The organism is Enhygromyxa salina (genome assembly GCF_000737335.2).
GTDB lineage: Bacteria > Myxococcota_A > Polyangia > Nannocystales > Nannocystaceae > Plesiocystis > Plesiocystis salina_C.
In genome coordinates this window covers 49,885-62,606 of the sequence record NZ_JMCC02000026.1, presented here as the reverse complement: position 1 = coordinate 62,606, position 12,722 = coordinate 49,885, and the positions used below count along the sequence as shown (strand labels likewise).

The window sequence follows — 12,722 nt, the reverse complement described above, 5'->3', positions numbered from 1 at the left end:
ATTTGGGCTATCGGATCCGCGGCCCAACCCCGACAATGGTGGCATGCACTTGAATCTCGCGCACCTTGGTCTCGCCGCGTTGCTGTGTCTGCCGGCGATCAGCGGCTGCACCCCAGCCCCGGAGAGCGAGGGCGGCTTCACGACCTTCACGACCCAGCCGGGCGACGGCGACGGCGACGGCGACTCGACCGAGACCGGCAGCGCCGAGGGCGACGGCGACGGCGACGGCGACACCGGGAACCCCAACTGTGGTGACGGCGTCGTCGATCCGGGCGAGGAGTGCGACCTTGGCCCGGAGAACGCCGAGTCTGGCCAGTGCACCCCCAACTGCCACATCGCCGCGTGCGGTGACGGCTACGTGTACGAGGGCTTCGAGGAGTGCGACGACGGCAACCCGATCAACACCGACGACTGCGTGATGGGCTGCAAGCTGGCGACCTGCGGCGACGGCTTCACCCACGAGGGCGTCGAGGAGTGTGACGACGGCAACGACGACGAGGCCGACGGGTGCAGCTCGGCGTGCCTGCCCGGCGTCTGCGGTGACGGGGTGCTGCAGGAGGGCGAGCAGTGCGACGACGGCAACGACGACACCAGCGACGACTGCCCGGCCTGCCAGCTCGCGTTTTGTGGCGACGGCTTCGTTCAGGCCGGGGTCGAGCTGTGTGACGACGGCAACCTCGAGCTCACCGACGGGTGCATCTCGCCGCAGTGTGTCCCCGCGACCTGCGGCGACGGCCACCTGTGGGCCGGCATGGAAGAGTGCGACGACGGCAACCTCGAAGATGGCGACGCGTGCCCGACCAGCTGCGCGCCCTCGTTTTGCGGCGACGGCTTCAAGTGGGACGGCATGGAAGAGTGCGACGACGGCAACGACGTTGACGCCGACGGCTGCACCAACGACTGCATCTCGAACGGCGCGAGCTGTGACGACATCGTGACCAACATGAACGTGTGGGGCGTGGCCAGCAACGGCGTCGACCTGCGCAGCTACACGGACAGCACGCTGCACTACATCGGCTGCCCCGGCGACGGCTGCCCGCCCGACAGCTTCTACTGCAACTACGATCCAAACGCCGGGACCCTGCAATTCGGGACCAACTCGGGCGGGGCGCTGCGCTCGATGCCCGACGCCGGCGACGCCAACGGCGACATGATGCCCAACAGCTACGGCGGCTGCTGCAACGCGCAGCTGGGCCTGTGCAACGCCCCCGACAGCAACAACAACGGGGTTGGTGTCGACATGGTCGCGGCGCTGTGCAACTCGCTGGGCTACTCGAGCGGCATGATCGTGCGCGAGGTCGCCAGCAACGGCTGCCCCGAGACCCACGCGCTCACCCAGGACGGGTTGTCGTGGACCTCGGACTTCATGAGCAGTCAGGGGTTTGGCGCCGAGTACCTGTGCTCCAATTAAAAACCCTCGGCGTGACTCGAGCGTGAGTCCGCCAAGGGGACCCCGGCCTACTGCGGGATCAGCTCGAGGTTCAGCCCGCCCGGGTACCAGTAGCTGGTGTACTGCCCGTACCCGTACACGCTGATCCCAAACGGTGAGCCGCCCGTTGCTGTGTGGTTGCCGTCGCCGTTGTTACTCAAGGTCACGCGCGCGACCGAGTAGCCGGTGTTGCCGATCATCTGGAAGCCGGCGACGGGCATGCCGTCAACGGTGATCGCGGCCCCGTTGGCGGCGACGATGTTGGCGTAGCTGTACTCGTAGTTGGTTGGGGCGTGGACCAGGTAGCTGGCCCGGAATTGCTCGGTTGGGACCGCCATGGTCATCGCTGGATCACCGCTGTTGCCGCCCGCGCTCTGGCCAAGCATGTACTGCGAGACCAGGATCTTCTTGGACGAGCTGACCTCGTAGCTGGCCGCGCTCTGGGCCAGCTCGACCCAACCACCGGCGCTTGCGATGTTGGTGGGCGCGCCGTTTTGGGGTGGGTCGTAGATGAGATCCGTGTCGTCTTCGGTCGCGGTGATGCGGACGATCTGCGCCTTGGGCACGTTGCCGCCGGTTGGGATCAGCGGGGCGGTCACCAGGTAGACCTTGGCGACTGTATCGAGCGGCGGGATCGACTCTTCGAGGCGATCGCAGAAGGTCACGTTTTGCGGCACGTTGGTGCACTTGTGGCCGCCGATCACCTGGATCGGCGCGCTCGCTTCGATCAGGGTGCCGGTCAGGTCCGAGTTGAACGCGTTTGGCTGGCCGGCCGCGGTGAACACCTCGAGCACGTCGCCCTCGTCGAGCATCACCTGGCCGGTGCCGTCGGCCGCGACGCCGCCACCGGGGATCACCCACGCGCCCGTGGCCGAGGGCGTGATCGTGACCATGGTGCCGTCTTGCATGGCCGTGACCGCGTAGAACCCGGGCAGGTGGAACTGATTGTTGGCGTACCAGTGGTTGCGCGAGACCACGCGCACGTCCTGCCGCCAGGTGTTGACCGGGAACAGCAGCCCGGCGTCGTTGATGAACGAGAACTGGTTGCCGATCTGGTACTCGAGCGGGTTGAACTGATAGACGGTGACCGGCTGGGTCGAGCGCAGGCGGTAGGCGCCATCTTGGACCAGCACCGAGGGCCCCGCCTGGTTGAGGTTCGGGTTGGTCAGCGCGTCGACGTAGGGCAGCGTGATCGCCTGGGCGGTGTTGGGGCCGATCTGCTGCTGCGTGACCATGTTGGGCCCGCGGGTGACCGTGATCTCGGCGACGTCGTTGGTGGTGTTGGCGACGACCACGGCGTAGTTGAACACCCAAGGGTTGTTCTCGCGCAGACCGGGGGTGACCGTTGGGTAGTAGTCGCAGCCGATGTAGCTCAGCCCCAGCTCCTCGGGCGCACACGCGCCCTCGCACATGCCGGAGTTGGGGTTGCACATCACCCCCTGCAGCGCGTCGCATGGATCGGCTTCCCACGCGCTGCCGTCGGGCAGGCAGGTGAACGAGATGTCGCCCTGGCACTCGTGCGAATTGGGGATGCACAGCACGCAGCCCAGGCCGTCGGCGCACTCGTCTGCGCAGGGGTTGGGGTCGGACCACCCGCCCATGTCGTCGCAGGTCAGCGCCTGGCCGTCCTCGCAGATGACCTCGCCCTCGGTGCAGGGGTCGTCGCCGTCGCCGTCGCCGTCGCCGGTTGGATCACCGTCGCCGTCACCGGTTGGATCGCCGTCGCCGTCACCCGGGTCGCCGTCGCCGTCGCCGGTTGGATCGCCGTCGCCGTCGCCGGCCATGGTCTCGCCGCTCTCGTTGGAGTCACCGTCGCCGTCGCCGTCGCCTGCTGACTCGCTGGTGAGCAACGCGTTGTCCGTGGTGCCCGGCGTGTCGTCGGCACATCCGATGAACGACCACAACCCCAGGAGCACTCCAGACAAGTGAGCCGCGCGCTTTTGCATGGGCCACACTACCACCGTCTGCGAGCGGCCCGAACCATCAACTGCGTGCGGCCGGCCACCGTCTGGTACCGTCGGCGAACACCATGACGGACCGGCGCAGAACTCTTCAATGGTTCGTTGGCTCAGCTGTGCTGATCCTGGCGGCCGCGCTCACTTGGTGGCTGGCCACCAACGGCAGCACGGATGCCGTGGCGGGGGATGACGGTAGCGACTCGGCGAGCGCAACGTCGGCGTTGTCGGCCAAGCACACTGGCTCACCCAAGACCCCGCCTCGTGTTGGGCCCGCCGCCAACGCGGGGATCAGCGGCACGATCCGCGACGCGCAGCGCAACGCGATCCCCAACGCGCAGGTCTGCGCGGTCTCTGACCAGGTCGGGCGACGGGGCGTCCTGGATCCAGAGCCCCACTGCGTCCGCTCGGGCCCCAACGGCCGCTACGCCATCGATGGCTTGTTTGCGATCGACACCGAAGTTCACGCGAGCGCGGCGAGCTTTCAGCCGGCTCGATGGGAGCGACGCGAGCAGGGTGTGACCCGCGGCGTCCTGCGGCTGCGCGCCGGGCAGGTCACGTCCGAGATCGACATCACGCTTCACGGCGGCGGCGTGCGGGTCACGGGGGTGGTCCGCGACATCGCTGGCGGCGAGATCGAGGGCGCGCAGCTGGCGATCAAGGGCGCGTGGGGCAGCCGCAATCGCGCCGCCGCGCATGCGATCACCGACGCCGAAGGCCGGTTCGAGCAGTGGGTCGCGCCGGGCATCGTCTTCGTTGCGGGCCAGGCCCCAGGCTACGCGCGCGCGTGGGTCACCAGCGTGGCGCCTGGGCAGTTCGTCGAGGTGTACCTGACCCCGGAGTCGGTGCTCGTTGGCACGGTCGTGCTCGCGACCACGGGCGAGCCGGTCGCCGATCTCGAGGTGTCGTCGGGGGGGCCCGATGGGGGGCTGGTGACGCGCTCCGACGCGAACGGACGGTTCCGCATCGACGGCTTGCAGCCCGGCAGCTACAAGCCCACGGCCTCGGGCGAGGCGCTGTACGGCGAGGCGGCCGAGCAGGTCCACGTTGGGTTTGGTGAGACCTCCACGGAGGTCGTGATCCGCATGCATCCGGCCGCCCACATCGAGGGTCGCGTGGTGATCGCGGGGAGCCAGCGGCCGTGCCCAGAGGGTCGCGTTCGGCTCGAGAACCCAGACACCGGACGCACGCCAGCCAACATCGACGACGAGGGCTACGTCGAATTTCGTGGGTTGCTGCCCGGGACCTACTCGGTTCGCGTTTGGTGCACGAATTACCTGGCCGAAGAGACCTACCCCGAGCTCGTGGTCGAGCAGCGCGTTGACGGCTTGGTCTGGGAGGTCCGCGAGGGCTTGGCGATCCGCGGTGAGGTCGTTGACGAGGCCGGCGATCCGCTCGCGCAGGTCGGCGTCGTGGTGCAGCCCGTCGTCAACCCAGACGCAGCCCGATCGCAGACCACGTCGGGCAACACCAGCAGCTCGAGCGATGGGAGCTTTGCGCTGGGGGGCTTGCTGCCCGGTCGCTACGAGGTGTCGACCACAGCCTGGCGGGGTCGGCCGGGACCCGAGCGGCCGATCACCGTGGAGCTCGAGCTTGGCGCCGACGTCAACGATGTGCGCCTCGTGATGCCGGCGGTCGGCACGGTCCGCGGGCGGATCATCGATCAAACGGGCGCCCCAGTCGCAAAGGCCGAGATCCAGGCCGCCTACATTGGTGGCCGTGCGCATGGGTTTGGGTCTGTGTACAGCAATGACGCCGGGGAGTTCGTGATCGAGGAGCTGCTGCCTGGCCAAACCCGGGTGACGGCGAAGTTGCCCACGCTCGGTCGCGGGGTCTCGCTGCGCAAGCCCGGGACCACCGACGACGATCTTCAAGGTGAGGTCGTCGAGGTCGTCGCCAACGAGGTCGTCGCGGTCACGCTGACCGTCGAATCGCTGACTGGCAAGCTCAGCGGTGTCGTCGTTGACGAGGGCGGTGGCCCGGTCGCGGACGCGTTCATCGACGTCGAGCGCATGTCCGAGAGCGCCGAGTCCAACGCCTCGATCGCCCGCCACAGCGTCCGCTGGGGCTGGGGCCACCGACCGGTCTTGACCGACGTCGAAGGCCGCTTCGAGATCAGCGACCTGCCCGAGGGCAAGTTTGTCGTCCGTGCCAATCGCAAGGGCGGGGGCGAGGCGCTGGCCGAGGGCGTCGCGCTTGGCAGCCACGTCGAGCTGATGATCGCGAGCACCGGCGAGCTGGCCGGCACGGTCGCGCTGGACGACGGCAGCGCGCCCGAGCGCTTCGCCGTCACGGTCGTCGACAAGGGCCAGGCGATTCGGGTGCGCGACCAGTTCTTTCGGACCGAGGGGGCCTGGCGATTCACCGAGCTCCCGGCCGGCAGCTATGAGATCAGCGTGAGCGCGAGCATGGGCAACGCGGCGCTCGAGTCCGCGGTCACGCTGGGTGCAGGTGAGACCCGCGACGGCATCGAGCTGATCCTGACCAACAAGGTCACGGTGCGCGGACGGATCATTGACCTCGATACCCGCGAGCCGGTCGCGGGTATCGAGGTCCGCGTGTCCGGCGGTTCGGCGTTTGGGGGGCACGACCCGGGCGCGGAGCGCCTCAACGTCAGCGGGGCTGACGGGCGCTTCGAGGTCGCCAATGTCCCCGCCGGTCGCAGCGAGCTGGCCGCTTGGTCGCGAGCTGGCGGACGCGAGCGCCAGTACGACTTCTTTCGCAAGCCGCTGCTCCTCCCGGCCGGCCCGGCCGTGCAGGAGCTCGGCGACATCGAGCTGATCTCCAAGCGCCTCGACCCCGAACAGACCGTTGGTGACCTTGGCTATACCGTCGCGCGCTGGGACCCGGCGAAGGATCTGTCCGACTGGGAGCCAGTGGTAGCGACGGTGCGCCCGGGCGGCCCAGCTGACACCGCCGGACTCGCGGTCGGCGACGTCATCGAGGCGGTCGACGGGCACGCGGTCCTGGGCGACAACTTTTCACGCTACCGCACGCTGACGTCCGTCCCAGAGGGAGCCACGCTCGCGCTGACGCTCGAGCGCGGAGAGATCGTGAAGGTGGTGGCCGGTCCACCCCATCGCTAGCGCTGCCCTCAGCTCGGGCGGTGTTTTGCGGTCTCGATCGCTTCGGCGATGATCGCATCGTGCTGCGCCGGGTCGGCCCAGCGCGCGCGCCCGGCCTCGGGCAGCAGATCAATCGGGTCGAAGTAGCAGTAGTAGCGATTGGGATCCACGTTGGGGCTGCGGTACACGGACACCCCCGTCACGCGGTCGTACCAATCATAGGAGTGCACGTCCCGCTTGCCGCCGCCGCCCGGCGCGTCGGTCACGAAGGTTGGGGTGTTGAACCCAGCCGTCATGCCGCGGATGTTTTTCTCGATGTCCAGCGCGGTCTGCAGCCGGGTGCGGAGGTTGTCCACGCCTTTGACCAGATCGTGCATGTACACGTAATAGGGGTGCACGTTCAGGTGGCTCAGGCGCTTGACCAGCAGCCCCATCGCCGCGGTGGTGTCGTTGACGCCACGCTGCAGCACGCTTTGGTTGCGGACCGTGATCCCGCGCTCGAACAGCTTGTTCATTGCCCGCTCGGTGATCTGCGTGAGCTCGTTGGGGTGGTTGAAGTGGGTGTGCAGGCAGACTTCTTTGTGGAGCTTGCGGCCTTGCTCGACGATGTCGGTGAGGCTGTCGATCCACGCGTGATCCGTGAGGATCTTTTGCGGCATCACGGCCGGGCCCTTGGTCGCAAACCGCAGCCGGCGAATGTTGGGCATGGCCAGCAGCCGCTCCCCGATCGCGCGGATGTGATCGCTGCGCAGGTTGTACGCGTCGCCGCCCGAGATCACGATGTCCTCGAGCTCGGGGCGCGAGGCGATGTACTCGTACACGCGATCCCAGCGGGTGTTGTTGGGCTTGAGGCTGACCTTCTCGACCTCGTCGGTGTCGAGCCCAACCGCGTAGCTGCGGGTGCAGAACCGGCAGTAGACCGGGCAGGTGTCCAGCGCCAAGAACAGCGCCTTGTCGGGGTAGCGGTGGGTCAGGCCGGGAACCGGCGCGTCGGCGAGCTCGTGGAGCGAGTCGAGGTCGAGCTTGGGGTGATCAGGCAGCAGCTCGGAGTTGGTGGGGATGAACTGCCGGCGGATCGGATCTTTGTAGGGGTCGGACCAGTCGATCAACGAGAGCAGGTAGGGCGAGACCCGCACGGCCATGGGCGCGTGGTGAAAGCCCTCGCGGATGTCGGCGATGAAGTCGTCGTGGGCGAGGTCCTGCAAGACCTCGAGCAGCTTGGCGACCTTGGTCACCGAGTGCTTCATCTGCCAGCGGTAGTCGAGGAAGGTGGCCTCGTCGATCTCGCGATACGCCGGGATGCTGCGCCAGAATTCGTCGCCAACGAGCTCGCGGTGGATCAACGTCGCGGGGTCGACGGGAGGCTTGTCCCGGTGCTCGCGCTCGGTCGGGCGCGAGCGGCCTCCGTCAGCGACGACGGGCAGGCTGGTCGAGGACTTCGGCGCATCGGCGGTCATGGGATACTCATTATGCCGGGGTGCGCCCTCGTTCCAGGCGTGGTCCGGGATTCGCAGCAATGAGCGTCAATCGGCGGGCGATCGTGGGTGAATTCATCGCCGCGTGGGGTCGCGACGTGACACCGCACGCGCCGGCGCCCGGCTCGGCGGTTGCCAGCGCGGGGGGCCGGGCGTGAGCGGGGCGCGACGCGCGTCGAGTGTCCAGGCCTCGACCTCGTCGTGATCGGCGATCGTCGAGCACGTCGAGCACGTCGAGCACGTCGAGCACGTCGAGCACGTCGCGCGCGTGCGTGGGTCGACGACGCGAGTGACGTGGAGGTCAGCCCTCGCGTGTCCGGCGCTAACCTGGACGACCGGTCTGCGGGCCGGTGTTTGTGGGACGACACGGGGCCGCTGTCCGGCGGCCTGCATCCGCCCCGACGCGCGGCCTACCATTGGACCAAGCGCGAGCCCTTTGCTCGCGCCGCGCTGCCCCCCATGGACAAGTCCGAACTGCTCCGTCAATCCCTCGCACGCATTCAGACGCTCAAGGCCCGCGTCGCCGAGCTCGAGGCCGCGCACGCCGAGCCGATCGCGATCGTCGGAATCGGTCTGCGCTTCCCCGGCGGGCTCGAGGATCCACGCCAGTTTTGGGCGGGGCTGTGCGAGGGCGTTGACGTGATCCGGGAGATCCCCGCGCAGCGCTGGCCCGAGGGCGCGGCCGAGACCGGCTTTGCCGGCATGCTCGAGCGAGTCTACGAGTTCGAGCCCAGCTTCTTCGGGCTGTCGGAGCGCGAGGCCCGGGCGATGGATCCACAGCAGCGCTTGCTGCTCGAGGTCGCCTACGATGGGATCACCGACGCGGGTCTGAGCCTGCATGCGCTGCGCGGCAGCTCGACCGGGGTGTTCGTGGGGGCGTCGGGCTTCGACTGGAGCCTGCTCGCGTTCGCAGAGGCCGACATCAACGGCTACATGGCGACGGGCTCGAGCCACGCGATCCTCGCGAACCGCTTGTCGTACACCTGGGATCTGCGGGGGCCGAGCGTGAGCCTCGACGCCGCCTGTGCGTCGTCGCTGGTCGCGGTCCACCTTGGCGTCGCGTCCCTGCGCCGCCGCGAGTGTGATCGCGTCATCGCGGGCGGGGTGCAGGCCCACCTGGTCCCGCACACGAGCTTGTCACTCTCGCGCTTTGGCATGATGGCGGCCGATGGTCGCTGCAAGGCGTTTGACTCGCGCGCCGACGGCTTCGTCCGGTCCGAGGGCGCCGCGGTGGTGGTGCTCGCCCGGCTGTCCGATGTCGATCTCACCCGCGACCGGGTCTATGCGCTGATCCACGGATCGGCGGTCAATCAAGACGGGCGCAGCAACGGCCTGACCGCGCCCAATAGCCTCGCGCAGGCGGAGGTCCTGCGCGCCGCGCTGGCCAACGCCCGCGTCGAGCCCGAACAGGTTGGCTTGATCGAGACCCACGGGACCGGCACCGCCCTTGGCGATCCGATCGAGTTTCAGGCGATCGAGAAGATCTACGGCGCCGCGCAGCGCCGCTGCTACCTCGGCGCGGTCAAGACCAACCTGGGCCACACCGAGGCGGCCGCCGGCGTCGCTGGCTTGGCCAAGGTCGCGCTCGCGATCCACCACGGACAGCTGCCGCCCAACCTGCACCTGCAGCAGGTCAACCCCGACATCGAGCTCGAGGGAACTCGCTTTCGTCTGGCCCGCGCGCTGCAGTCGTGGGGGCCCGCCCATGCGGCGGTGAGCAGCTTCGGGTTTGGGGGGACCAACGCCCACGCGATCCTGGGACCGGTAGCGAGCGCGCAGCCCGAGCCCGCCGCTGCGCCAGCGCGCTTGCTCGTGCCGATCTCGGCGGCGAGCCGCGAGTCATTTTTTGCCCACGTCGAGCAGCTGCGCGAGCTCGTCTTGGCTGGCGCGGTCGAGCCCGCCGACCTCGCCTACACCCTGGCCGCGCGCACGACCCATCACGCGTGGCGCGGACACGTGCTCACCGCGGCGTCCCCCGAGCCCAGCCCCGCGGGCCTCGCCGCCGCGCTCACGGATGTCTACCCAACCCGCGCGCCAAGCTCGGCGCCGCGGGTGGTGTTCCTGTGCGCAGGGCAGGGCGGTCAGTGGCTGGGCATGGGGCAGGCCCTCGCCGCCTGGTCGCCGGTGTTTCGCGCGACGCTCGAGCGCTGCGAGGCGGCGATCTTCGCCTGCGCTGGTTGGCGCCTGAGCGAGGCCCTGGCGTCGAAGGCCGCGCTCGAGCGTGTCGACCGGGTCCAGCCGGCGATCTTCGCGATGCAGGTCGCCCTCGCGCAGCTGTGGCGCAGCGTTGGCGTCGAGCCCGACGTCGTGCTTGGCACCTCCATGGGCGAGGTCGCGGCGGCGGCGATCTCCGGGCTCCTCAGCCTCGAGGACGCCGCCCGCGTGATCACGACGCGCAGCCGGATCGTCGCCGAGCACCTCGACACGCCCGGGGCCATGGCCACCGTCGCGCTGTCCGAGGCCGACATGCGCGAGCGGCTTGCTGCGCGCCGCTCCGACCTCGAGATCGCCGTCGTCAACAGTCCAACCAACGTGGTCATCGCGGGCTCGCCCGCGCCCCTCGTCGAGCTGCTCGCGGAGCTCGACGGCGAGGGGGTGTTCGCGCGCCGGATCCAAGTTGACTACGCCTCGCACTGCAGCCACGTCGACCCGCTCGCCGCGCTGCTCGAGGCCCAGCTGCAAGGGCTCGAGCAACCGAGTGAAGCCCCGCGGGCGCGGATGCTCTCGACCGTGACCCTGGACTGGCTCGAGGCCGCGAGCGCGCCCAGCTACTGGCAGGACAACCTGCGCAAGCCCGTGTTGTTGTGGCGCGCGCTGAGTGAGGTCTTGCGCCCGGCCGGCGACGTGATCCTCGAGCTCTCTCCCCACCCGGTGCTCACGGTGCCGCTCGAGGATCCGCTGGCCGCCCTCGAGCCCGCGGCCCGACTCAGCTGCGGGATGGCCCGCGACGCCGGACCCGAGGCGTTCCTCGACGCGCTCGGTCGGGTCTGGGCGCTGGGCGTTCAGCCGCGCTGGGAAGCTGTGTGGGAAGGGCACCGTGGGCGCGTCACCGGCCTGCCCAGCTATCCGTGGATGCGGCGTCACTATGGACCGCGGGTCGATCTTGGGGATCCCCGAGCGGGCCACGCGGTCGCCCCGATCGCCCGCGCGGACGTCGAGGCCCCCGCGCCAGCGCTCACCCACACGCTGACCGCGATCGACGTCGAGGCGCTCGTCGTCGCAACCTTGACCCACGAGCTCGGCGCCAGCGAGGCGCTGCCCATGGACGTGCCGCTGCGTGATCTTGGGCTCGACTCGCTGATGGCCTCGCGCCTGCGCGCGCGCCTGGTCGACCGCGGCTTCGAGCTGCCGCTGCTCGAGGTCATGCAGGCGCCCGGGATCGCGGCGCTCGTCGCCAAGCTGCGCGCGCTCGCGGGTCCAAGCCTCGATCACGACTCGGCGCCCGCGCGCTCGAGCGCCGTCGGCATCACCCGAGGCGCGTGCTTCGTGCGTCCGCGCCCGCGGCCCCAGGCAGATCAGCTGCTGTACTGCTTTCCCTACGGCGGCGGAGCGGCGAGCACCTATCGGCACTGGGGCGAGGCGATGCCGGCGTGGATCGAGGTCCGCAACGTCGAGCCCCCCGGTCGCGGGACCCGGTTTGGCGAGCCGCTGCCACGCCAGATGGACACGCTCGTGGCCGAGCTCGGCGAGGCGTTGCTCGACGACCTCGATGATCGACCCTTCTCGTTCTACGGTCAGTGCTCGGGTGCGCTGGTCGCCTACGAGCTCATTCACCAGCTCAGGGCCTCCGGGCGAGCGCCCCGCCACTTCTTCACCGCGGCCTCGAACTCACCGTCCCGCTACAAGGCCGATCTTATGCGGGGGTTCTTCGACGACTCGAAGCGCGACGAGCTAGGCGACACGCCGATCCTCGCGTTCCTCCGCCTCGTCGAATTTCAGGGCCTCGCCGATCTCGAGGGCGACGCCGAGCTGCGCGACCTGGCGTTCGAGACCATCCGCGCCGACAGCCGCATGCTGTTGGACTACAAGGCGCGCGCACGCACGCCGCTCGAGGTGCCGATCACCGCGATCGGTGGCGGGCGGGATCCCACGACCAACGCCTACGAGCAGTGGCTGTGGGCACGCGAGACCTCGGCTCGGTTCGACTGGCGGTGGCTGGCCAGCGGCAATCACTTCTTTCACATCGATCATGAGGCGCAGCTCGCCGCGTTGTTCGAGCAGGTGTTGCGGGTCGAGACTTTGCCCGAGCCGCACCCAACCACCAGCGCGGCGCTCGATCCCGTCAACGTCGTCCGATCGTTCTACGCCGCGTTCAGCGACGACCCCGCGGCCTGCGCCCGGTTTGCGGCTGCAGACGCGCGCTGGTGGATCCACGGGCCCGAGGCCAGGGAACTCGAGGGCGAGCGGCCGTGGCTTGGCGATCCTCGGGTGGGCTTGCGGTCGATCGGCGAGGGGGATCTGGCGATCCACGCGAGCGAGGAGGTCGGTGACACGACGCAGGTCCACGCGAGCGCGAGCCTGCAGCTCGAGGATCAACGCCGCGCCAGGCACACGGCTCGCTATCGCGTTCGCGACGGGGCGATCCTCGCGGCCGAGGTGAGCATCACGCTGTCAGCGTCGGGCTGACGTTCGCGTCACGCAGTCGCAGCTGATCGCCCAGTCACGTACTGCCGGGTTGGACAGTCGGCGACAATCACGACACTCTGCGTCAATCGACGCGCAACATCGTGGGCTGCGCAGGCTCGCGCGCCCTCGCGCAGATCGCTGGCGAACGACCACGCAGCTTTGATCTGAGCGC

At 69.2% G+C, this 12,722-nt stretch carries 5 protein-coding genes; 3 read left to right on the top strand and 2 right to left on the bottom strand.

What is annotated here, in order from left to right:
* Positions 1-43 precede the first annotated feature (43 nt).
* Entirely contained in the window at positions 44-1,411 is a 1,368-nt protein-coding gene (locus DB30_RS11455) for a DUF4215 domain-containing protein (protein ID WP_146658531.1), read from the top strand.
* Positions 1,412-1,458: 47 nt separating this feature from the next.
* Here the strand turns inward: DB30_RS11455 and DB30_RS11450 are convergent, their stop codons facing one another.
* On the bottom strand, positions 1,459-3,375 hold the full coding sequence (locus tag DB30_RS11450) for an IgGFc-binding protein (RefSeq protein ID WP_052548441.1): 1,917 nt from the start codon (positions 3,373-3,375) through the stop codon (positions 1,459-1,461).
* Positions 3,376-3,458: 83 nt separating this feature from the next.
* On the opposite strand from DB30_RS11450, the gene DB30_RS11440 reads away from it, so the two are divergent.
* Positions 3,459-6,470, top strand: a complete 3,012-nt coding sequence (locus DB30_RS11440; RefSeq protein WP_146658529.1) for a carboxypeptidase regulatory-like domain-containing protein — start codon at positions 3,459-3,461, stop codon at positions 6,468-6,470.
* An 8-nt stretch (positions 6,471-6,478) separates the two neighbouring features.
* Here DB30_RS11440 and DB30_RS11435 read toward each other — a convergent pair whose 3' ends face one another.
* Complete coding sequence (locus DB30_RS11435) at positions 6,479-7,906, bottom strand: KamA family radical SAM protein (RefSeq protein WP_146658528.1); 1,428 nt, start codon at positions 7,904-7,906, stop codon at positions 6,479-6,481.
* Positions 7,907-8,383: 477 nt separating this feature from the next.
* Here DB30_RS11435 and DB30_RS11430 point away from each other — a divergent pair, with 477 nt between their 5' ends.
* Positions 8,384-12,550, top strand: a complete 4,167-nt coding sequence (locus DB30_RS11430) for a type I polyketide synthase (protein ID WP_146658527.1) — start codon at positions 8,384-8,386, stop codon at positions 12,548-12,550.
* Positions 12,551-12,722 lie beyond the last annotated feature (172 nt).